A 21,033-nucleotide genomic window follows, 5' to 3' on the forward strand; every position below is an offset into this window, starting at 1 on the left:
AAATCTGAGAAGGCGTTTAAAACGATTAGGGGAGTTTTAGCTTAGGGTTTGAGGCCCTATCAGCTCATTAGTCGGGGGTGTCCCGCGATATTTTATTTTTCCGCATTTTTGCTGTTCTTCCTTCTATGCGTTCATTGATCCAGACATTTACATCACTAAAAAACACGTCGGGTGCATAACGGCCAAAACGGTCTGCAATATCGCCAAGTGTATGAGCATCTAGCGCATCTCGCATGGCTTTTTCGGCCTGTAACATCACAGCATGCACTGCACACACACCACTGGTTGCCCAATCTGGCGGGGCATGATTAAAGACTGCACATTTCCCACGGACTTCTTGGCACTCAAAAAGCGGTTTTTCACCTTCGATTGCATTCACGATATCTAAAAAACTGATTTCATGAGCGGATCGAGCGAGTAAATACCCACCACGAACACCTTCTTGAGCAATAACGAGACCTGCCTTTTCAAGTTTAGGAAAAATCTTAGCCATAAAACTCGGAGAGACTCCTTGTAATTCAGCCAAATCCTTACTACTCAAAGGTTTATCTTCATTGTTCACAAGAAAAAGAAGACAGTGAATCGCATACTCGACGCTACTAGTGATATAAGCCATTTAATTTCATAATTGATCAATTACAAACACAGACTAACTCGGTCTGTGTTTATAGTCAACAATAAAACTAAGACAAAGTTGGTCTTAGTTTTATTTAAAGAGAATGTAAATAAGGAAAATTGACGTTATATATCTGAATTTAAATACCATTAAAGAGAAATAAATAATTTAAAAACTATCAAAAAAACTTACGAACGCCACCAATAATTTTCTACATTTGGCTCGTTCAGATTTAGGATTTCACCCATTTGCGGTGTGCTAATGCCTAAATCTTTTTGCTTAGCTAAACCGACAATACGTTCAAACGGGTCATCCCAAGCATGAAGCGCCAAGTCAAAAGTCCCATTGTGCACAGGCAACAAATGACGACCTTTTAAATCGATATGTGCTTGTAAAGTTTGCTCTGGTTGCATGTGAACATCGGGCCATTCTGGGTCATAAGCTCCAGTTTCAATCATGGTGAGATCGAAGGGCCCATATCGATTTCCGATTTCTTTAAAGCCATCAAAATATCCCGTATCACCGCTAAAAAATACACGTAGATCATTATCAATAATTACCCACGATGCCCACAACGTTGCATTACTGTCACTCAAGCTTCGACCCGAAAAATGATGGGCAGGGGTGGCAACCAGTTCTAAACCATCAATATGTGTCGTATCCCACCAGTCGAGTTGTTGAACTTTTTCTGCTGCAATACCCCATTTAATCAGGGCATCACCCACACCAAGCGGTGTTATGAAATGCTCAACTTTGTCTTTAAGTTGCATAACTGCATGGTAGTCCAAGTGGTCGTAGTGGTTATGCGACAAAATCACGCCTTTAATTGGCGGTAGTTCGGCAATGCTGATTGGCGGTTGGTGAAAACGTTTTGGCCCAATCCACTGAAAAGGCGATGCGCGCTCCGAAAAAACAGGGTCAGTTAGCCAAAACTCATCGCGCAATTTTAACAATATGGTCGAGTGCCCCAGACGAAAGAGAGAGCGGTCAGGTGCACTAAGAAGTTGTTCTTTCGACAAGCTTAAAATAGGAATTTGTTTGTTTGGAACTGTGTCTTTCGGTTTGTTAAATAGAAACTTCCACATCAACTGAAGCGACTTACCAAAAGAAGGCTTGTGCTGGTTCGGACGTGTATTTCTAAATTTGCCATCGTGTTGCTGTGACGGCATTAAGGGAGAAGGCAAGTCTGTTGTGTTTGAAATAGTCATCTTGTTTTTCCTTTAGTGGAATAAACCTATATGTGCAAATAAGAACTTTAAGAGTACTTATTAATGAGTATTTACTCACTCATTAATTGGTTCAAAAATAAGGACGCCGTAGGTCCTTATCTTTTATTTATATTGAAACTGCATGCCAAAATGCTTCAAAACCCGATTTGCGATAACGCTCGGTTTGAGAAGGGTCTTGGGCAATAAAATTCAGTGTGACTTCCGCAAGTGCCCCCAAAATTGAAGCAATAAATAACGGTGGGTAATCACGTAGTGTTCCACTATTAATATGTTCTTGAATATTTTGGGTCAAATCGCAAAAGGTTTGCATACCAATTTGTTTGCTTTGCTCGGTAATTTGTTCAGAGGTTGAAAGCTGTGCCATTACTTTGCGTTTGAGTGGAGCTTCTAAACTCCAGTCCAAATAGCTTTGCCAAATATGAGACATTTGTGTTTGCAAATCGGAGTGAGCAGGGTAATTGAGAATCATGACCTGACGTAGTTCAGCTTTTAGTGAAAGATAGAGCTGATTAAGCAACTCTTCTTTACTACTAAAATAGGTAAATAAAGTACCTTCTGCTACACCAGCGACTTTGGCAATTTTTGAGGTAGACGCACGTTCGCCAAGCTCTGCCAATGTTTCAATAGCAGCACTTAAAATTGCATTACGTTTATCTTCACTACGAGGACGAGCCATACACAAATATATTAATTGAGTGATTACTCAATCATACATAAAAATAGCAAGACAGCAAGATATATTTTGTAGGGCAGAACTAAGAATCCGATAAATTAATACCTGAAAAGTTATAAAATACATCTGGAATAGATTATTAATCTTAAAAGAAAATTAGGTAAAAGATATGTCCTTATTTGAAGAATGCAAAAATGCGCTCAAAAATGATTTTCAAATTATTAGTGATATAGACGTAGAAGATGTTTATACGAAGTTGAATATGTATCCTATAAAACAAAACTATATTTTATGGAAAAATATAGATTTCAAAGATTTTGATGACATGGATGAGTTGTTAGAAAGCATGCAAACAATTCACAATGAAAATGTCTATGTTGTTGCAGATGATCAGAATATTCCAGTCTTTACTTCTAAGCTGAAATCAATAATTGAAAATATATACGACGTTATGGCTTTGTGCCCTAAAGTTTTTATTTTTAATGAAACTATCCTATTAGAACCACTTTTTCCAATTTATACCGTTAGAGTAGCTTTTAAGCCTAACTTAAATAAATCTCATACTTAAGGATATTCTTAAGTATGTAATTAAATGAAAAACAATAATTAATTAAATATTTTCTAGCCAATTTCACATTGACACCTTAAATATTGCAGATTACCATTTGCGGGCTGGCCTACATTGCCAGTCGGTTTTGACGGACCGATGATCGACCACATCAGATTATTCCTTCTGAGGAATAGTTTCATGTGTGCACACCTCGTTCCCTCCCGTAGCGGTAGGACGGGAGTGGGACACTTTCGAGTGTGCTGGATGTCGAACCCAGTCCGTCAACCCACTTCCGTTCTGCCACCATAATTTATAATGCTTTGGCAGAACTCCCAATAAAAAGGAGTTGGCTTTGCACATTCATTATTTCTTGGCAGCCTTTGCCAAAAGCTATATCGACACAACTTAACCCATCTTTAAACGGTTTGATGGCCTTTAAGCTTGTCGAACTTTAAATCATTTCGTTTAAAAACTTAGCAACAATAAAACTTGAGATGTGCCAAGCACAGTCTTTATGGCTTTGCTATGCCTTTTTTTACCCTTAAAAGGGTCAAGGCTTTTTATATCTCATTTATATACAACAAAAATTTATTTTATAACGGTAAAACTATGCCACATTCAGATCTTCCATTTCGTGCTTTAAGCGTGCTTCATTCTGCAAGATATCTTTTTAATAAACATGGCTTTCACAATGTCGGGGTAGACCGAATTATTGAAGCAGCAAAAATCCCGAAAGCCACGTTTTATAATTATTTTCACTCAAAAGAACGTCTTATCGAAATGAGTCTGACCTTTCAAAAAGATGGTTTAAAAGAAGAATTACTTTCAATTATTTATGTTCAAAAAGACTTAACGCTAGTTGAAAAACTTAGGAAAATATACTTTTTACATGCCGATTTAGAAGGGCTATATCATTTGCCGTTTAAAGCTATTTTTGAAATTGCGAAAACACATCCAAAGGCATATCAGGTCGTAATTGACTATCGAAACTGGTTGATCAAGGAAATTTATAATCTGCTTTTAACAACCAATGTAAATGCTTCAAAACAAGATGCGCACATGTTTTTGTTTGTGATTGATGGCGCGATGGTTCAGCTTTTAGACCCGAGTAAACCAGATGAACGGGAGAGGTTGCTTGAGTATTTTTTGTTGGGGTTGGGGTGAGAGAAAAGCATTTTAATCTATGAATCTAAAATAAAATTTGTTTTATCAAGTAGTCAATGTAATTTCTATTTTTAGAAAATTCAAATAACTGCATCTTTATTAGTCATATATTTTTATCTTCAATCATAAAATTTACAATGAAAGGAAATGTCACATGAAGTAGGTAGCCTTATAATGATAAGTATGTAAATGTAAAAATGAATCATATTAAAGAATGGACAATTAATATGGCTAATCAAAAAAATGATCAACACCGGCAACAAGAGATTGATCAAGATCGCCAAAATAAACAGCAAGATCAACAATTCGAGCAAAACCAACAGGATCAACAACAGCAACAAAACCACCAATACCAACACCATATACCAAATCAACAACGACAACAAAACGTGAAAGATCAGAAAGATATACAGCGGCAAAAAGATCAGCAAAACTGATAAAACTATCGCAAATGTATAAAAAACCTCAATATCTCATTGAGGTTTTTTTATACGTATTTAAGCCTATTTCTTGTAGCAGAAAGCATCCTATAAATATCATGATTTTTTATTTAAGGAATATCCTTATTGGTCAATCAATTATTTCAAAATATGGTGGGAGCTGGAGACGGCGAGCTTGATCATTCTGGATTAATTCGTGAGTTAGAGAGGATGAATCATTTACCTCTTTGATTTTATAAAGCTACTACGAATGGTCGAGTAATTAAGATCTTTAATGATTTGACCATTCGTAGTGTTTTTTATTTAAATAAATGCTCAAAGTTCAGCAATATTATTTAAAACGACTTTCCCTTTTGCTCGTCCAGTATTTACATATTGGAGCGCTTCTTTAATTTGAATAAAGTCATAGATTTGGTCAACTACGGGTTTAATTTTTCCAGCTTCGACCAATTCGGAAATTTTTGAGAGCTGCTGTCCATTTGGCTGCATAAATAGAAATGAATAGGTAACGCCACGTTTTTTTGCTTTATGTCGGATTGACCAGCTTAGAAGCGGGATAACACATTTTAGAAAACGGTTCAGATTAAATGCTTCTGTAGTAGCTTGATCGGGTGGACCTGCAAGACTGATAAGTCGCCCACCACGTTTAAGTACATTGACTGATTTCTCTAAGGCTTTTCCACCTTGCGTATCTAAAACCACGTCATAGTCTTTAAGTTCTTGCTCAAAATCTGTCGTTTTATAGTCAACAATGATGTCGGCACCCAACTCTCTAACCCAACGAGCGTTTTTACCACTTGTTGTAGTTGCAACAATAGCCCCTAACGATTTGGCAAGTTGAATTGCGATTGAGCCAACACCACCTGAACCTGCATGAATCAGTACTTTTTGTCCTGGCTGAACTTTTGCCATTTCAACCAGAGCTTGCCATGCTGTTAATGTAACTAAAGGTAAAGAGGCCGCCTGCTCCATAGAAAGATTTTGAGGTTTAAGTGCAAGTGAAGACTGTTGAACCACAGTGTATTCAGCAAAAGCGCCATTTAAATCTGTCTTGGCATAGACTTCATCTCCGGCTTTAAACTGAGTAACGTTCGATCCAACTTCTACGACTGTACCTGCAAAATCATTGCCTAATATGAAAGGAAACTTCAGTGGCAGAATTGCTTTAAGTTCACCCTCTAAAACTTTTAAGTCGAGAGGGTTAATACTTGCAGCATGAACTTTAACAAGCACAGCGTCTGCTGTCAGTGGTGGTTGAGATTGTTCATTGAGCTGTACGTCATCAATGTTGCCATAACGGCTAATGTAGGCTGCTTTCATTTGAAACCTCTATTTCTCGAAATTATTTTTAAAGTTTTATAGGCTTGGGTTTGTTCTAAACTTTCAAGCTGCGGTGAATTAATTTGTCAAAGATCTTTGCAGGTGCAAATCGTCTTAACGCTTTTAAGCTTTTTGCAGTTTTTCCTGCTGTGTAGCGTGCTACGACCTGTTGGCTTTGAATGACGGTTAAAATTGTATTAGCAACCACACTCGGGTCATCTGACTTATTAATTGAATTAATCATTTGTTTATGTAGCTTTTCACGCGTTTGATCGTAAAAAGAAATTTTATTGTCTGCTTCGAGTAAGTTTACTCCCAAAGACGTATTGGTGTAAGCAGGTTCAATAAGTGATACACGAATACCTTGAGATCTTAATTCGTGATCTAAAGATTCAGAGTAACCTTCAAGTGCATGTTTTGAAGCAGCATATAGTGCGCCAAAAGGCAGAGGTAAAAGCCCAAGAATTGAACTGATATTTAAGATCAATCCTGATTTTTTCTGGCGCATATGTGGTATCACTGCACGAGTCATTCGAACCGCACCAAAAAAATTGGTATCAAAAATAGCCTGTGCTTGTTGCATTGAGCTTTCTTCGGCACCAGCAGGCGCTATTGCAAACCCAGCATTATTAATTAAGACATCAATTTTTCCTTCAGTTGCTATTACTTTCTCAACGGCTTGTGCAACTGAATTGTCTTGATTTACGTCTAACTCAATAAGATGGAATTTGTATTTTGATGAATCTTTTGCTTGTCGGCTTGTGCCATAAACAATAAATCCAGCCTCATGTAAAAGGTTTGCTGTTGCTAAACCAATACCAGAAGATGCGCCTGTAATTAGAACTACTTTACCAGTCATACCATTTTTTCCAATTTGAAGGTGTTCGCTATTCAGTTTCACCTTGATATTTTCATCATAATCTAAAAACAAAATAGTTACTACTAAAATGATAGTGACTTTTATCGAATTTATTTCTAGTTTTTATTGGCTCATACGATTTTCAAACCAATTTCAAAATTAATGGAGAAAGAAATTGCATACAAAAAATAAAAGCTCTGCAAATTATTCACCAACCTTAAAGCTCAATGTCGATGGAACTTTATTTACTTATCGTGAATTTGGGAAAAAGAAGGCACACCAATTATTCTGCTAAATCATTTTAGTGCTGTAATTGATGATTGGGATCCTAGAGCCATTGATGGGATTGCTAAAGAAAAGTGGGGCATCATCTTTGACAATCGGGGTGTTGGTGGTTCACAAGAAAAAACCCTAACTACTGTTCAAGCAATGGCTGATGATGCGATTGAATTTGAAACGCGTGGTTTAGTTTTATTAATTATTTACCCAGACGCGGGTCATGGAAGTATTTTTCAATATCATTCTGACTTTGTGGGAAAGGTAATTCAGTTTTTAGAATAACTTCAATATTGTATAAAATGATGCCTCGGTTGACATCATTTTATATAGCTAGCTTTATACGATATTCTTTGAATTCCAGATAGTTAGAGCTTTATTTGCCGCATTTTCTGCTATTTGTGCTTCTGCGCCTAATCCAACTATTAGATTAATACACATTGGAATTAGAATTTCGGTGGTTGGATTAGGGCAACTAGTAAAGTGTTGCCCAAGCTCTAACATAATAAATCCATGCAGTGCACTCCATAACTGTGCCGCCATCACATCAGGGTCAATGTCTCGAATATATTTTGCTTCTATCAGATTGACACATTCTTGACGTAAGTATGAATAAGAATTTTTAAATGCTTCTGTACTTTCATTGGCTGAAGCTTCACTTCTCCGAAGTGGTGTGTATCGTCCCTGAATAGACAAGCCAAACATCAAATCATAAAGATGCGGATTAGCCATAGCAAAATTTCGGCATTCTAAAGCCATTAAACACATGTTTGTCATTGGCTCGTCTGTATTTTCTATACTTTTAAATAAACGAGCTTGTTGGGTAAATCCTTCGTCAGCTATGGCTTGCAGCAGCTCAGGCACCCCGCCAAAGTGAGTATAAACACCCATAGTGGACTGACCTGCTTCTAAAGCAACAGTTCTCGCTTTAATTTGAGAAGGACCTTGGTTTTCGATTATTCGCATTGCTGCTTCTAATAAACGTGTACGAGGACTTTTTTTTTCCATAACAAAGTTATTGCGCAATAAAAATAACATTGTTATATTAAACCATAACAATGTTATTGTTAATGCTTAGTAGCTACTAATTTCATATTTTTTAAATAAAAGTTAAGCAAAGCTGAACGGATTCTTCCAGCGAGATATCGAGCTTAGAGACATAAAATGTGGTGACTAGGATTGCATCATGAAGATACTTAAATGTGCTGTTTTGTCAGCAGTAGCAATAAGTTTAGCGGCCTGTAGTCATTATTCTCAGTCGTTAAATACAAGTAATAGCAAGGCTAATGTTAGTCAAATAAAGAAGGGTTCTGAAATGATTAATAGTGAAATACAGAGAAAGCACATTAAATTGGAAACTCATGACAATGTGCTCATTGCTCACTTAGATGGTGGTCCTTATCAGTTAATGGGACTAGATATGGCTGAAGAGTTATCTGAACTATTAGATGACCTTGAAAAAAAGCATACCTCTGTTGAGGCAGTAATTTTTACTGGGGATCATCCAGATTATTTTATTGCCCATGCTGATGTCCGTTGGTTGCAAGAAGGTGGAGCTAGTATTCCAAAGCTAGGGCTAAAAACTTCTTCTTTAGTTGCACGTACATCTAAAAGTATTCGAGGAGTTCCAGGCTTAGAGCAGTTAGCGGAACTTACCCCTTTAGATGGTGGTATGCAATTAGATAAATTGCATGAAACTTTTTTACGAATGAATAGAAGTGGTGTGATTTTTATCGCAGCATTAAATGGCTCTGCTCTGGGTTTGGGTAGCGAGTTTGCACAAGCCTGTGACATCAGAATTATGGCTGATGGCAATTATGTGATTGGCCAACCTGAAGTCTTACTGGGTATTAATCCAGGAGGTGGTGGGACTCAGCGATTAACGAGATTAGTGGGAACTCATCGAGCGTTAATGATGATGCTTGAAGGAAAACCTGTATCTCCAAAAGTTGCGTTAGAAATTGGCTATGTAGATGAAGTCGTGCCTAAAGATCAGTTGATCGATAAAGCTTTAGAGCGAGCAATTTATTTGAGTAAACGTCCTAAAACAGCACGCGCTGCAATTAAGCGTGCGGCATATTTTGGTGGGTCGGAAACATTAGAAGAAGGTCTGCATAGAGAGCGAACTGAATTTATTCATATATCCCCAACAGAGACAGCACAAAAGCTCATGAAAGGCTATTTAGAGCAAACCGATCAACGTAAAAAATTACCTTTCTATGATGCTGAAGTATTTCAAGAAACTTTAAAGAGTGGCTCACTTCCATTAGCGTCTGAAGGAAATAAAAAATGAATAAAAATCAAGTAAATGCTTCTAAGTATCAGGTTGTTAAAGAAGATATTCGTTTTGATTCAGGTGAAACTTATTGTTCTGCATGGCTATTTTTACCTAAAGGGGTAACCAAACCTCCTGTAGTTGTGCTTGGGCATGGTATCGGTGCAATCCGAGAAATGAGATTAGATGCTTTCGCAGAACGTTTCGCCCAAGCGGGTATTGCTGCTTTAGCCTTTACCTATCGATATCTTGGCGACAGTGGTGGTGAACCTCGTCAACTCATGTCTGTAAATCGCCAATTAGATGATTGGGAAGCAGCTTTAAAATTTGTAAAAAGCTATCCGTCGCTTGATGGTGAACGTGTAGGAATTTGGGGAAGTTCTTTCGGTGGAGGGCATGCAATTACTATTGCGAGCAGACATCCAGAACTTAAAGCCGCAATTGCACAGTGTCCGTTCACAGATGGTTTAGCTTCAGCGTCTGCACTAGGTTTAAAAGATACCTTAAAAGTAATTCCAGTAGTAACCAAAGATTTATTTGCAAAACTATTTGGATTGCCGCCAGTCATGGTGCCAATTGCAGCTCCTCCGGGACAGCCCGCTCTTATGAACGCTCATGATGCGTTAGAGGGCTATCTAGCATTAATGCCAGAAGGCGTCGAATTCGTAAACCACTTAACCGCAAGAATTATTCCAGAAATTCTAAGATATCGACCTGGATTAGTCGCCTCTAAAATCCAAAGCCCAATACTATTTTGTGTTAGTGATACCGATACGGTTACACCAGCAGGTCAGACTTTAAAACTAGTTAAAGATGCTCCACGTGGTGTTATTAAGCGTTATGAAGCTGGGCATTTTGATTTTTATACAGGTGAGGCTTTTGAGCAATTGGTTAACGATCAAACTCAATTCCTTAAGCAAAATTTCAATTAACTTGCTGTGATTTCATCTAGATTTGTAAAGGAACTACTATGCAATTTACTATGCTTTCTAAATTAAGGGCAGAGGAAGCCCCAAATGCTCACTGCATTTCTGACTCGAACATTTCTTTAACTAATTATGAGTTTCATAAAGCTGTTCTTCGAGCAGCTGGCACAATGAATAGCCAAGGTATTTGTGAGGGTGACGTCGTCGCACTTATGCTACCAAATCAAGTTGAATTTGTTGTTGCCATGTTCGCCGCATGGTATTTAGGAGCTGCTATAACTCCAATTAATCCTATGCTTACGCACAAAGAAGCAAATCATCAGTTAAAGGATTCAGGAGCAAAACTATTCATCAATTTAACAGGTGAGAAAATTGATAATAATGTCTCTTCAATAGCTGTGACTATGCTCAAGCATGGTGATGAGTTTCAACATGCCCCAGTTGTTAATCCTGAGGCATTGGCTTTATTAATATATACAAGTGGTACAACGGGTTTACCAAAAGGAGTCATGTTAGATCATTCAAATATTGTGGCTATGACAGAAATGGGGCGTGAGGGATTACAAATATCAGAAAAAGATCACTGCCTTTTGATTTTACCTTTATTCCACGTCAATGGAATTGTTGTGAGTATTCTTGTTCCTCTTGCTTCTGGTGGCCGTGTAACGATACGTCAAAGATTTGATATAGAAACTTTCTTTTCTGATATAGAGCATTTGCAACCGACTTATTTTTCAGCTGTGCCCACTATTTACGCAATGTTATATGCATTACCTAAAGAGGTTGTGCCAGACGTATCTAGTTTACGTTATGGCGTTTGTGGAGCAGCACCAGCTTCAGCTGATTTACTTATTAATTTTGAAAAGAGATATGGTTTTCCAATAGTAGAAGCATATGGCTTATCAGAAGGTACGTGTGGCTCTACATTAAATCCAGTGAATGGTATCAGAAAAGCTGGAACGGTAGGGTTGCCATTACCCGGTCAAAAAATAGCTATAGCTGATTTTAATGGAAGACATTTACCTGTAGGTGAAATCGGGGAAGTGTTGATTCAAGGTAAAAACGTTATGCGGGGTTATCTGAATAAACCAGAAGAAACAGCCAAAACGGTTGTAAATGGTTGGCTACACACAGGTGATATAGGTCGAATTGACGATGAGGGATATCTTTCAATTGTTGGGCGATTAAAAGAAATGATTATTCGCGGGGGCGAAAATATTTATCCAAAAGAAATTGAAGATACATTGCTTGAGGTATCCGAAGTTTTTGAAGCGGCTGTGATTGGTGTTTCTGATGAAAAATGGGGTGAAGTAGTTTGGGCGTTTATATCCCTTAAGCCTAATGCCGAATGTTCAATTGATCAAATAAATCAGTATTGTAAGCAGCATTTGACTCGTTATAAGCAACCAGAAAAAGTGATTGTTCTTCCGACTCTTCCCAAAAATGCAGTTGGTAAAATTGATAAACCTAAGCTTCGTGGGCTATATCAAGTTCAGGGAGCATAAAATGTCGAAATTACTAAATATCGTCATGCACCTAAAAAATGGGTTGTCTAAAAGATAACAAGCTAGAGTGAGGAATTATTATGCGAAACACTTCTTCTGACAGCCCATTATTTGATTACGACTGGGTGGTTATAGGTTCTGGTTTTGGTGGTAGCGTATCTGCCTTACGCTTAGCTGAAAAAGGCTATCGAGTTGCCGTATTAGAGCGTGGAAAACGTTATAAAGATGAGGACTTGCCTAAATCGACTTGGCAACTCAGTAAATTTTTATGGGTACCTTCAATTGGATGGAAAGGAATCATGCGAATGAAGATTTTTCGCCATGTTTTTTTTCCTAGTCAATCTGCTGTTGGTGGCGGTAGTACAGTTTACGGTGGAGTTCTCTATCGGGCTAGACCAGAGTTCTTCAAAAATCCTCAGTGGAATCATCTTAGTGGTGATTGGCAACAGGTTTTAACGCCATTTTATGATAAAGCCGAATATATGCTGGGCGTAGAGACAATTAAATTTGATTCCACAAATCAAAATATTGCAAAAGAAATGGCAGCTCATTTTGGTTGTAGTGATGGATTTAAGCGTGCACCGACAGGTATTTTTTTTGGGGAGCCAGATAAAAAAGTGCCTGATCCTTATTTTGGAGGGGAAGGTCCAGAGCGTACAGGATGTATTCGCTGTGGAGCATGTATGGTTGGTTGTCGAGTCGGAGCAGTAAACTCATTAAGTAAAAATTATTTATGGTTTGCTGAAAAGAAAGGTGTTCAAATTTTTCCAGAACATCAAGTCACTGATATTAAACCTTTAAATGCATCAGATGGAAGTGATGGCTATCGCGTTACAGTTCAAACAAAAGGGCTGTTCTTTACTAAAAAAATTACGTTTACGACTAAAGGTGTCGTGTTTGCAGGAGGCGCACTGGGAACTAATGAATTATTAGCCAATTGTAAATTGAATGGTTCACTACCGAATATCAGCAATAAATTGGGACAATTGGTGCGTACCAATAGTGAATCTGTGCTTAATGTAAGATTGCCCAAAGATCTAAAAACGTGGAATGACGTTACTGCAAGTAGCAGTGTACATATTGATCAAAACACACATATTGAGTTTTTGACCTATGGGCGACATGCGGACTTTATGAGTTTGATGTATACCGTTTTAGTGGGTAACGGAAATAGATTAACACGCCCACTCAAATGGTTGTGGCAAATTGTGCGGCATCCAGCACAATGGCTGAAAACAGTGTCACCTATTGGGTGGAGTCAGCACATGATTACGTTGTTGGTCATGCAATCTTTAGATAACTCAATCCAATTTTTACCTAAAAAGCGTTGGTTTGGTTCTGGATATAAATTAATCACTAAGCAGAATAGTGATAAGCCAAATCCAACATACATTGATATTGCAAATCAGGCTGCACAGTGGGTAGCTGATTATACAGGTGGTGTTGCGCAGAGTAATATTTTAGAAGCAATAGCTGATATCCCGACGACAGCACATGTTTTAGGTGGGGCTGTCATTGGAAAAGATGCTGCTCACGGTGTGATTGATCTTAATTTACAAATATTTGGATATAAAAACTTATTGGTTTGTGACGGATCAGCAATGCCAGCAAATCCTGGGGTAAATCCAGCTTTAACAATTACTGCTTTAGCTGAATATGCAATGTCTAAAGTAATAGAACCCTAGAGATATCCAACCTTTAAGTCTTGAACTGTTGATCAGTAATTTTAAGGGCTGTTTTGTGTATCAACACGAAGCAGTCCTTTTTTATTTCATTTAATTTTTACAAGAAATTCAACCAAATAATAGTTGGTACTAAAAAGATAGTGACAAAGGTAATTTATCAATATATAGTTAATATTAAATCGATACCTACTCTGTTTTTATCTTTTCTCTCTTTGAAAGATCACTCATAAAAACAGATGAATCAGATCAATGAATTAAATTTGAGGATCAGAGAAATGAATTTTTTATTAAATACAGTTGCTATGAGTTTGACGGCGATATCTATTTTTAGTGCTCCCTTAACTCAGGCCGAGACTGTGGAATCACTCTCTTTTAGCACCCCCTTAACTCAGGCAAATGAAGTGTCAAAAAACAGTGTTATCAATCAGCAAGCCGGTCAAAATCCCCAACTCAATACAAATTGGACAAATGTCCCAACTCAATTTATTAGTGCAGGTGGCGTTAACTTCGCTTACCGAGAATATGGTCAACAAAATGGTGGAACACCTGTCATTTTCTTAAACCATTTAGCTGCTGTACTAGATAACTGGGACCCACGAATTATTGATGGAATTGCGGCAAAACATCATGTTGTTGTGTTTGATAATCGCGGCGTCGGTGCTTCGACTGGTGAACCAGCAAAGTCAATTGAACAAATGGCAGATGATGCGATTACTTTCATTCAAGCAAAAGGCTTTAAGCAGGTTGATTTATTCGGCTTCTCGATGGGTGGCATGATTTCACAAGAGATTGTGCTAAAACAGCCGAATTTGGTTCGAAAAATGATTTTATCGGGAACTGGCCCTGCGGGTGGTACTGGAATTAGCACAGTCGGGCGAGTTTCTAATTGGGATTTAGTTCGTGGAATGGTGACTGGTCAAGACCCTAAGGTTTATCTTTTCTTCACTCGTACAGAAAATGGTAAAGCTTCTGCAAAAGCCTTTATTCAACGTATTAATGAACGTACTGAAAACCGTGATAAAGAAATTACCATTTCTGCCTATCGTGCCCAGCTCAAAGCATTAAAAAAATGGGGAAGTAAAAAACCTGCTGACCTTTCTGTGATTCAACAACCTGTTCTTGTTGCCAACGGTGATCATGACCGAATGGTGCCAACAGTAAATACTTATGATTTAGCAAAGCGATTACCAAATAGCTCACTTGTTATCTATCCAGATGCAGGTCATGGGGGAATATTTCAGTTTAATGAAGATTTTGTAAAACAATCACTTACATTCTTAGCTAAATAAGAACTTAAATTTAGGACTATGACCATGACAACAATTACACACCAAACAGCTGAGACCCAATTCATTGAAGTAGATGGAGCAAATTTTGCCTATCGTCGATGGGGTAATACAAATACAGAACAACCACCGCTATTTTTTCTTCAGCATTTCCGAGGTGGTTTAGACAATTGGGATCCGCTGATTACTGATGGTTTAGCGCAAGGGCGTGAAGTCATTTTGTTTAACGGTCGCGGCATTGCTTCATCTACTGGCCAGCCCCGTACTCGCATTGAAGATATGGCAGACGACGCGGCAGCAGTCATTCGTGCATTAGGCTTAAAGCAGGTTGACCTATTAGGCTTTTCACTGGGCGGGTTTCAGGCACAAGATTTAGTACGCCGCCACCCTGAACTCGTCAGAAAACTAATGCTTTTAGGTACAGGACCAAGAGGTGGCAAACCACGTGGAGATGATCCAGAAGTCGCTGCTTTGGTATTGAAGCATGCAACAACTGCTGTGCCTTCTGAAGAAAACTTCCTCTTTTTATTTTTCGGCCGATCTGAAGCTGCTATTCAGGCGGGTCATAAATTTTGGCAACGCCGCCATGAGCGTAAAAACCAAGATCCAGCAAGCTCAGTTGAAGTCATGCAGGCACAGATAGAAGCCAATATGCATTTTTTACCTAAACTTGATGAACAAGATCCTTTTGCGCATTTACGTGAGATTAAACAACCTACTTTCATTTTAAATGGTGTCGATGATGTGATGATTCCGACCATCAATGCATATCACATGGCACTTAACATTCCAAATGCTCAGCTATTTATTTATCCCGATGCAGGACATGGTGCCCAATTTCAGTACCCTGAACGCTTCGTAAAACATGCAATCCAGTTTTTAGATGAATAATGTCCATGAGTTCGGTCCATTCAGTTTGATGAATCAAGAAGATAAAAATGATGAAATTTAAATTATTGCTGTGGATGCTGACCAAGCTCATGCAGCGTGCTGTAAAAAAGAACCCGAAATGCGCAGCTTATGTGAAAGATAAAAATGTCATCTTTCAGATTCAAACAGCAAGTGGTGAAGGCCGCTATTTCGAAGTAAAAAACGGCAAGATTAACTCTTATTCAGGGCTAACCAAGTCACCAAGTTTTACCTTTACGTTTAAAACGGGTAGCAAGGGCTTCGCCGTGTTGTCAGCGAAAGACAGTGTAAACACTTTTTTAACTGCACTTAAAACACAAGACCTTGTCATTACCGGAAATTTTGTGGATGTGATGTGGTTTCAAAGTTTAGTGGACTTTATTCAACCCCATTCAAAACCCTCTTTAACTGTGTGAGATAAGCCATGACTCATCTGCAATTAAAAACGAATCTTTTGAATCAGCCTTTAACTTTACCGAATGGTGTCATCATTCCAAACCGGTTAGCGAAGGCTGCAACCAGTGAAACTTTAGCCAGCTATTCAAATAATCCAAACGAAAAACATGTTCGGCTATATCAGTGTTGGGCCGCATCAGGGATTGGGATGATCATAACTGGCAACATTATGATTGACCGCAAAGCCTTAGGTGAGGCTGGCAATGTGGTGGTTGAGGATGAGCGTGATTTTGCAATTTTACAGAAATGGGCAAAAACCGTGACCGAACAAGGTTCTCAATTGTGGGCACAGTTAAATCATCCGGGAAAACAATCACCGAAAGGATTAAATGTACGGAACATTTCTGCATCGGCAGTGCCATTTGGTGCAGAAATGCAGTCTTTATTTGCAACACCTGATGAAGCAACATACGAAGAGATTTTAGAAATTATTCAGCGTTTTGGTCGTAGCGCTGCGATATGTAAAAAGGCTGGATTTAGTGGAGTTGAGATTCACGCTGCGCATGGTTATCTGATTAACCAGTTTTTGTCACCTTTGCACAATTTAAGAAATGATGAGTGGGGTGGTACACCAGAAAAACGTCGCCGTTTCTTGATGGAAGTTTATGCAGAGATCCGAAAACAAGTCGGTAAAGAGTTTCCTATCGCGATTAAGCTTAACTCGGCAGACTTTCAAAAAGGCGGGTTTACCGAGCAAGACTCGTTAGAAACAATTCAGGCATTAGCGAATGCAGGCATTGACCTGATTGAAATATCGGGTGGTACTTACGAATCTGGTGTAGCCAAAGCTCCACAAAAAGCATCGACAATCGCACGCGAAGCTTTCTTTATTGATTTCGCAGAAAAAGTGAGAACACTTGTTAAAACGCCATTGATGGTAACAGGTGGATTCCGAACTGTAGAAGGTATGGATCAAGCTTTGCAGTCACATGCATGTGATGTCATTGGAATTGCAAGACTTATGGCAATTGAACCTGATGTACCCAAATCTTTACTGGCAGGAAAAAATGGTTTTCAGTCAGTGCAACCCATCAAAACTGGCATCAAAAAAATTGATAGTCTGGGGATTATGGAAGTACTTTGGTATACCCAACAACTCAAACGGATTGGTAAAGGTAAAGAGCCGAAACCTAAAGAAAGTGGGTTATGGGCATTTATTAAATCAGTTTTACTCAGTGGTTGGGGAACCTATGCAACCAAACGTAGCCGAGCAAAATAACCAATTTACTTTACATCAGGCCAATAAAAAGCACTCTAACTGAGTGCTTTTTTATATTTATATTATTCGCTTTTCAGACGAATAGGGCGAGTGCCAATTTCAGCTCCCGTCATTTGGTCTAACACAATAGGTTTTATTTCAGTACCTTGTTCTGCATCAAGGAAAGTCACCATTTTTTCAGGCTGTTCATAAGGTTTGTATTTTCGACCCCATGCGCCAATTACAAATAAAACAGGTAAGAAGTCTTTGCCTGCTTGAGTTAATACATACTCTTCACGCGGTGGGTGTTCAGAATATTGTCTTTTTTCAAGTAAGCCTTCATCTACCAACACAGACAAACGTTTTGTTAGCATTGTAGGTGCAATACCTAAACTTTTACGAAACTGATCAAAACGAGTGAAACCCGCATGAGCATCTCGTAATATCAACATGCTCCACGCATCACCGAGCACAGAAAGGCTTCTGGCGATTGGGCAGACTTCTAGATTGCTATTTTTACTCATATCGAATTAATAAACTCAACAGTAACTACTAAAACAATAGTAACACAAAGTAGCGAATTAAGCGAGTTTGAATACTAAATATACAATAATAACTCTATGTCCAGAGTCAATTTTGAACTATGTCTGCACTAGGCTGACTTTCTAATAACTTGGATAAATTATTTTCAAGCCAAGTAGTTAAATCAAAAAGTCGTTCGGAAGCCTCACGTCCAAAGTCTGTTAATTGATAATCTACACGAGGCGGTATTTCTGCATAATCCTGACGTACGATAAAACCATCGTGCTCAAGCGTTTTTAAGGTTTGTGCCAGCATCTTTTCACTAATGCCATCAATAATTTTCTTTAACTCATTAAAACGCAGACGTTGATCTCGAAGTGCAACTAAAATCAAGACACTCCAACGGCTCGTGAGAGTTAATAAAATTTTTCGAGAGGGACAATCTGCAGCAAAAACATATCCTTTCATCGCGTACCACCTTCATTACAAAAGTTTACATTTGTTTCTAAACTTACTTTTAGGTAAGTACTTACTTTTAGTAAGTTAAGGTACTACGATGATTGGAATATATCAACTACATCAGATGGAGATCATCATGCGTATTGCAGTTACTGGTGCATCAGGTCAACTCGGCCAATTGGTTATTTCTCAATTACTCGAACGGACTGACGCAAAAAATATTGTGGCATTAGTCCGCAGCCCTGAAAAAGCAGCAGACTTAAGCGCAAAAGGGGTAGAGGTTCGTGCTTTTGATTATGTTCAAGATGCAGATAAACTTTCAGCACAATTGGCTGGTATTGATAAGCTTTTATTAATCTCGTCAAATGAAATTGGTCAACGTACAGTACAACACCAAAATGTGATTAATGCGGCAAAGCGTGCAGACGTAAAATTTATTGTTTACACAAGTTTATTAAACGCAGATACATCACCACTTCTATTAGCACAAGAACATGTTGAAACTGAAAAATATTTAAAAAAATCGGATATCCCATATACGCTATTACGTAATAACTGGTACAACGAAAACTATGCAATGGGGCTTGTGCAAGCAGTTGAGCATGGCAAAATTTTTGGGGCAACGCATCATGGCAAAATAGCATCTGCTTCACGCTTAGACTATGCGACTGCTGCCGCTGTGGTATTAACGAAAGAAGGACATGAAAATAAAGTTTATGAACTAGCAGGTGATACGAGTTATACCCTTGATGATGTTGCAAAATGGGCAAGTGAAATTAGTAAAAAAGAAGTAATTTACCAAGACCTACCAGAAGAGGAATATAAAGCACTCTTGGTACAATTGGGTATACCAGAAGGGTTTGCTGGCATCTTGGCAGATTCAGATGAAGGCGTATCTAAAGGCGGCTTGTATAGTGATAGCAAAGATCTACATCAGTTAATTGGTCGTGCCACTACCAGTATGCAAGAGACGATTAAAGAATTCTTGTCTTAAATGATTAATGCTTTATACATAAAGCCCTCTATCTAATAGAGGGCTTTTATTCTTTTAAACGTCAGGAAATTACAGTAGATCTCATATAAATTGTGGCTAAGTTTATAGAGTATCTTTGGTCATTTCGCCATTAACCAGCCTTAAAATCTGCAACGGGTTACTGTCTTTTAAGGCTTCCGGTAATAAGCTTTGCGGATAGTTCTGGTAACACACAGGACGTAAATAACGGTCAATTGCCAAGGTTCCAACCGAGGTGCCCCTTGCATCTGAAGTTGCTGGATATGGGCCACCATGTACCATTGCATCACAGACTTCCACACCCGTTGGATAACCATTTAAAAGCAAACGACCAGCCTTTTCTTCGAGCACCGGAACCACATCTGCAAACTCGGTTAAATCGGCTTCGTCGGCAATTAAAGTCGCTGTAAGCTGACCATTCATGCTTTGTAATGCCTGAATGAGTTGGGCTTTATCTTCAACTCCAATAATGACAGTTGCTGGCCCAAAGATTTCTTCTTGCAGAAGCTGGTCACCCGCCAGTAAAAGCTCAACATCAGCTTTAAACAATTGTGGCTGTGCCTGATTACCTTGTTGGGCTTGACCTGACAAGTGCTCAATGCCTTGATGCTCGGTTAAATGCTCAAGACCTGCCGCGTAGCTTTTTAAGGTTCCGGCATTGAGCATGGTTTGAGCAGGTTTGCCACCCATAATATTGGTCAGGTTAGTAATGAGCTGAGTAAACTCGGCTGATTTAATTCCCAAGATTAAACCCGGATTGGTACAGAACTGACCACAACCTAGAACGACTGAATCTGCCAAGTCCTGTGCTATTTTTTCACCACGGTTTTTTAATGCTTCTGGCAACATCAGCATTGGGTTAATGCTCGACATTTCAGCAAACACGGGAATCGGCTGTGGGCGGGCTGCTGCCGTGTCACATAAAGCTCGGCCACCGCGGAGTGAACCGGTAAATCCAACTGCCTGAATTAAGGGATGCTTAACCAGTGGTTCACCCACACCATTACCATAAATCATGTTAAATACACCTTTAGGCATATTTGATTTTTCTACTGCACGTTCAATTGCCTGAGCGACAAAGTCTGCTGTCGCCATATGTCCGCTATGGGCTTTAACCACCACAGAACAACCTGCGGCGAGTGCAGAAGCAGTGTCCCCACCAGCGGTTGAAAAGGCCAATGGAAAGTTACTTGCACCAAATACTGCAACAGGTCCAACACCAATTTTAATCTGGCGTAGGTCTGGACGAGGCAGAGGCTGACGCTCTGGCAAAGCGGTATCAATACGGGCACCTAAGAAATCTCCACGGCGCAACACTTTGGCAAACAAACGCATTTGTCCACTGGTACGGCCACGTTCACCTTGTAAACGTGCAAGTGGCAAAGCGGTTTCTTGCGAAACGATCTCTAGAAAATCTGTTCCTAAGGCATCGAGTTCATCAGCAATATTTTCTAAAAAGGTTGCACGCTGCTCAGGTGAAGTGTGGCGATAAGTCTTAAATGCTTTACTCGCTGCTTCACAGGCCTGATTGACCTCTTGTTCGGTTGCATGGTGAAACTCAAAAGTCAGAGATTCGCCAGTTGTTGCATTCACACTTTTTAATAAGTTTGCACTTTGTGCACTGCGTGAACCGCCAATAAAGTTGTGTCCAATGATGGTCATAACGAATATCC

At 38.9% G+C, this 21,033-nt stretch carries 22 protein-coding genes and 1 pseudogene; 14 read left to right on the top strand and 9 right to left on the bottom strand.

Annotated elements, in window-relative coordinates:
- Window positions 1-67 precede the first annotated feature (67 nt).
- The 3 genes from RMB13_RS09310 to RMB13_RS09320 form a co-directional block, all read right to left on the bottom strand.
- Window positions 68-616 (bottom strand): Rrf2 family transcriptional regulator, encoded by a 549-nt coding sequence (locus RMB13_RS09310; RefSeq protein ID WP_311085092.1) that lies wholly within the window; start codon window positions 614-616, stop codon window positions 68-70.
- 188 nt (window positions 617-804) lie between these two features.
- Window positions 805-1,824 (bottom strand): MBL fold metallo-hydrolase, encoded by a 1,020-nt coding sequence (locus RMB13_RS09315; RefSeq protein WP_311085093.1) that lies wholly within the window; start codon window positions 1,822-1,824, stop codon window positions 805-807.
- A gap of 127 nt (window positions 1,825-1,951) precedes the next feature.
- Window positions 1,952-2,521, bottom strand: coding sequence for a TetR/AcrR family transcriptional regulator (locus RMB13_RS09320; protein ID WP_198495696.1), 570 nt, complete (start codon window positions 2,519-2,521; stop codon window positions 1,952-1,954).
- Between the two features lie 166 nt (window positions 2,522-2,687).
- Between RMB13_RS09320 and RMB13_RS09325 the strand changes: the two genes are divergently transcribed.
- The 4 genes and pseudogenes from RMB13_RS09325 to RMB13_RS09340 all read left to right on the top strand — a co-directional run.
- Window positions 2,688-3,086, top strand: a complete 399-nt coding sequence (locus RMB13_RS09325) for a hypothetical protein (RefSeq protein WP_311085094.1) — start codon at window positions 2,688-2,690, stop codon at window positions 3,084-3,086.
- 591 nt (window positions 3,087-3,677) lie between these two features.
- Window positions 3,678-4,232 (top strand): TetR/AcrR family transcriptional regulator, encoded by a 555-nt coding sequence (locus tag RMB13_RS09330; RefSeq protein WP_045431631.1) that lies wholly within the window; start codon window positions 3,678-3,680, stop codon window positions 4,230-4,232.
- Between the two features lie 227 nt (window positions 4,233-4,459).
- A complete protein-coding gene (locus tag RMB13_RS09335) occupies window positions 4,460-4,669 on the top strand; it encodes a hypothetical protein (RefSeq protein WP_035357968.1) in 210 nt (69 codons plus the stop codon).
- 132 nt (window positions 4,670-4,801) lie between these two features.
- A pseudogene (locus RMB13_RS09340) lies at window positions 4,802-4,903 on the top strand (NAD(P)-dependent oxidoreductase); the annotation flags it as partial.
- An 84-nt stretch (window positions 4,904-4,987) separates the two neighbouring features.
- Here RMB13_RS09340 and RMB13_RS09345 read toward each other — a convergent pair.
- Together RMB13_RS09345 and RMB13_RS09350 are read right to left on the bottom strand one after the other, a co-directional pair.
- Window positions 4,988-5,992: an NADP-dependent oxidoreductase gene (locus RMB13_RS09345; RefSeq protein ID WP_311085095.1), complete on the bottom strand. Its 1,005-nt coding sequence runs from the start codon at window positions 5,990-5,992 to the stop codon at window positions 4,988-4,990.
- A 55-nt stretch (window positions 5,993-6,047) separates the two neighbouring features.
- On the bottom strand, window positions 6,048-6,851 hold the full coding sequence (locus RMB13_RS09350; RefSeq protein WP_311085096.1) for an oxidoreductase: 804 nt from the start codon (window positions 6,849-6,851) through the stop codon (window positions 6,048-6,050).
- A 429-nt stretch (window positions 6,852-7,280) separates the two neighbouring features.
- Between RMB13_RS09350 and RMB13_RS09355 the strand changes: the two genes are divergently transcribed.
- Window positions 7,281-7,412: a hypothetical protein gene (locus RMB13_RS09355; protein WP_311085097.1), complete on the top strand. Its 132-nt coding sequence runs from the start codon at window positions 7,281-7,283 to the stop codon at window positions 7,410-7,412.
- 54 nt (window positions 7,413-7,466) lie between these two features.
- Here RMB13_RS09355 and RMB13_RS09360 read toward each other — a convergent pair whose 3' ends face one another.
- Entirely contained in the window at window positions 7,467-8,165 is a 699-nt protein-coding gene (locus RMB13_RS09360) for a TetR/AcrR family transcriptional regulator (protein WP_013197756.1), read from the bottom strand.
- Window positions 8,166-8,313: 148 nt separating this feature from the next.
- On the opposite strand from RMB13_RS09360, the gene RMB13_RS09365 reads away from it, so the two are divergent.
- The 8 genes from RMB13_RS09365 to RMB13_RS09400 all read left to right on the top strand — a co-directional run bounded on the left by RMB13_RS09365 (window position 8,314) and on the right by RMB13_RS09400 (window position 17,388).
- Window positions 8,314-9,420 (top strand): enoyl-CoA hydratase/isomerase family protein, encoded by a 1,107-nt coding sequence (locus RMB13_RS09365; RefSeq protein ID WP_311085098.1) that lies wholly within the window; start codon window positions 8,314-8,316, stop codon window positions 9,418-9,420.
- The gene (locus RMB13_RS09370) at window positions 9,417-10,334 is read left to right on the top strand and encodes an alpha/beta fold hydrolase (RefSeq protein WP_311085099.1); all 918 of its coding nucleotides are present in this window, start codon (window positions 9,417-9,419) and stop codon (window positions 10,332-10,334) included. Before RMB13_RS09365 ends, RMB13_RS09370 begins: the two co-directional genes overlap by 4 nt.
- Before the next feature lie 38 nt (window positions 10,335-10,372).
- On the top strand, window positions 10,373-11,833 hold the full coding sequence (locus RMB13_RS09375) for an AMP-binding protein (protein WP_311085100.1): 1,461 nt from the start codon (window positions 10,373-10,375) through the stop codon (window positions 11,831-11,833).
- Window positions 11,834-11,913: 80 nt separating this feature from the next.
- Window positions 11,914-13,518, top strand: coding sequence for a GMC family oxidoreductase (locus RMB13_RS09380; RefSeq protein ID WP_311085101.1), 1,605 nt, complete (start codon window positions 11,914-11,916; stop codon window positions 13,516-13,518).
- Window positions 13,519-13,793: 275 nt separating this feature from the next.
- A complete protein-coding gene (locus RMB13_RS09385; protein ID WP_311085103.1) occupies window positions 13,794-14,807 on the top strand; it encodes an alpha/beta hydrolase in 1,014 nt (337 codons plus the stop codon).
- Window positions 14,808-14,831: 24 nt separating this feature from the next.
- Complete coding sequence (locus RMB13_RS09390; RefSeq protein ID WP_311085104.1) at window positions 14,832-15,695, top strand: alpha/beta hydrolase; 864 nt, start codon at window positions 14,832-14,834, stop codon at window positions 15,693-15,695.
- Between the two features lie 47 nt (window positions 15,696-15,742).
- On the top strand, window positions 15,743-16,129 hold the full coding sequence (locus tag RMB13_RS09395) for a hypothetical protein (RefSeq protein ID WP_004642957.1): 387 nt from the start codon (window positions 15,743-15,745) through the stop codon (window positions 16,127-16,129).
- A gap of 8 nt (window positions 16,130-16,137) precedes the next feature.
- A complete protein-coding gene (locus RMB13_RS09400; RefSeq protein WP_311085105.1) occupies window positions 16,138-17,388 on the top strand; it encodes an NADH:flavin oxidoreductase/NADH oxidase family protein in 1,251 nt (416 codons plus the stop codon).
- 62 nt (window positions 17,389-17,450) lie between these two features.
- Here the strand turns inward: RMB13_RS09400 and RMB13_RS09405 are convergent, their stop codons facing one another.
- Complete coding sequence (locus tag RMB13_RS09405) at window positions 17,451-17,891, bottom strand: helix-turn-helix domain-containing protein (protein ID WP_005040300.1); 441 nt, start codon at window positions 17,889-17,891, stop codon at window positions 17,451-17,453.
- Between the two features lie 106 nt (window positions 17,892-17,997).
- The gene (locus RMB13_RS09410; RefSeq protein WP_003651924.1) at window positions 17,998-18,357 is read right to left on the bottom strand and encodes a helix-turn-helix domain-containing protein; all 360 of its coding nucleotides are present in this window, start codon (window positions 18,355-18,357) and stop codon (window positions 17,998-18,000) included.
- A gap of 127 nt (window positions 18,358-18,484) precedes the next feature.
- On the opposite strand from RMB13_RS09410, the gene RMB13_RS09415 reads away from it, so the two are divergent.
- Window positions 18,485-19,342, top strand: coding sequence for an SDR family oxidoreductase (locus RMB13_RS09415; RefSeq protein WP_311085106.1), 858 nt, complete (start codon window positions 18,485-18,487; stop codon window positions 19,340-19,342).
- A gap of 102 nt (window positions 19,343-19,444) precedes the next feature.
- Here the strand turns inward: RMB13_RS09415 and RMB13_RS09420 are convergent, their stop codons facing one another.
- A complete protein-coding gene (locus RMB13_RS09420; RefSeq protein WP_311085107.1) occupies window positions 19,445-21,022 on the bottom strand; it encodes an aldehyde dehydrogenase (NADP(+)) in 1,578 nt (525 codons plus the stop codon).
- Between the last annotated feature and the right edge of the window lie 11 nt (window positions 21,023-21,033).

Source organism: Acinetobacter sp. V102_4 (assembly GCF_031799005.1).
Lineage (GTDB): Bacteria > Pseudomonadota > Gammaproteobacteria > Pseudomonadales > Moraxellaceae > Acinetobacter > Acinetobacter calcoaceticus.

Excerpts from the sequence above, each read along its gene's own strand:
- RMB13_RS09310 (WP_311085092.1), bottom strand. The coding sequence starts at position 616 with ATGGCTTATATCACTAGTAGCGTCGAGTATGCGATTCACTGTCTTCTT.
- RMB13_RS09330 (WP_045431631.1), top strand. The coding sequence starts at position 3,678 with ATGCCACATTCAGATCTTCCATTTCGTGCTTTAAGCGTGCTTCATTCT.
- RMB13_RS09350 (WP_311085096.1), bottom strand. The coding sequence starts at position 6,851 with ATGACTGGTAAAGTAGTTCTAATTACAGGCGCATCTTCTGGTATTGGT.
- RMB13_RS09385 (WP_311085103.1), top strand. The coding sequence starts at position 13,794 with ATGAATTTTTTATTAAATACAGTTGCTATGAGTTTGACGGCGATATCT.
- RMB13_RS09315 (WP_311085093.1), bottom strand. The coding sequence starts at position 1,824 with ATGACTATTTCAAACACAACAGACTTGCCTTCTCCCTTAATGCCGTCA.
- RMB13_RS09375 (WP_311085100.1), top strand. The coding sequence starts at position 10,373 with ATGCAATTTACTATGCTTTCTAAATTAAGGGCAGAGGAAGCCCCAAAT.
- RMB13_RS09380 (WP_311085101.1), top strand. The coding sequence starts at position 11,914 with ATGCGAAACACTTCTTCTGACAGCCCATTATTTGATTACGACTGGGTG.
- RMB13_RS09325 (WP_311085094.1), top strand. The coding sequence starts at position 2,688 with ATGTCCTTATTTGAAGAATGCAAAAATGCGCTCAAAAATGATTTTCAA.
- RMB13_RS09420 (WP_311085107.1), bottom strand. The coding sequence starts at position 21,022 with ATGACCATCATTGGACACAACTTTATTGGCGGTTCACGCAGTGCACAA.
- RMB13_RS09390 (WP_311085104.1), top strand. The coding sequence starts at position 14,832 with ATGACAACAATTACACACCAAACAGCTGAGACCCAATTCATTGAAGTA.
- RMB13_RS09345 (WP_311085095.1), bottom strand. The coding sequence starts at position 5,992 with ATGAAAGCAGCCTACATTAGCCGTTATGGCAACATTGATGACGTACAG.
- RMB13_RS09335 (WP_035357968.1), top strand. The coding sequence starts at position 4,460 with ATGGCTAATCAAAAAAATGATCAACACCGGCAACAAGAGATTGATCAA.
- RMB13_RS09365 (WP_311085098.1), top strand. The coding sequence starts at position 8,314 with ATGAAGATACTTAAATGTGCTGTTTTGTCAGCAGTAGCAATAAGTTTA.
- RMB13_RS09370 (WP_311085099.1), top strand. The coding sequence starts at position 9,417 with ATGAATAAAAATCAAGTAAATGCTTCTAAGTATCAGGTTGTTAAAGAA.
- RMB13_RS09410 (WP_003651924.1), bottom strand. The coding sequence starts at position 18,357 with ATGAAAGGATATGTTTTTGCTGCAGATTGTCCCTCTCGAAAAATTTTA.
- RMB13_RS09415 (WP_311085106.1), top strand. The coding sequence starts at position 18,485 with ATGCGTATTGCAGTTACTGGTGCATCAGGTCAACTCGGCCAATTGGTT.
- RMB13_RS09320 (WP_198495696.1), bottom strand. The coding sequence starts at position 2,521 with ATGGCTCGTCCTCGTAGTGAAGATAAACGTAATGCAATTTTAAGTGCT.
- RMB13_RS09360 (WP_013197756.1), bottom strand. The coding sequence starts at position 8,165 with ATGTTATTTTTATTGCGCAATAACTTTGTTATGGAAAAAAAAAGTCCT.
- RMB13_RS09405 (WP_005040300.1), bottom strand. The coding sequence starts at position 17,891 with ATGAGTAAAAATAGCAATCTAGAAGTCTGCCCAATCGCCAGAAGCCTT.
- RMB13_RS09355 (WP_311085097.1), top strand. The coding sequence starts at position 7,281 with ATGGCTGATGATGCGATTGAATTTGAAACGCGTGGTTTAGTTTTATTA.
- RMB13_RS09395 (WP_004642957.1), top strand. The coding sequence starts at position 15,743 with ATGATGAAATTTAAATTATTGCTGTGGATGCTGACCAAGCTCATGCAG.
- RMB13_RS09400 (WP_311085105.1), top strand. The coding sequence starts at position 16,138 with ATGACTCATCTGCAATTAAAAACGAATCTTTTGAATCAGCCTTTAACT.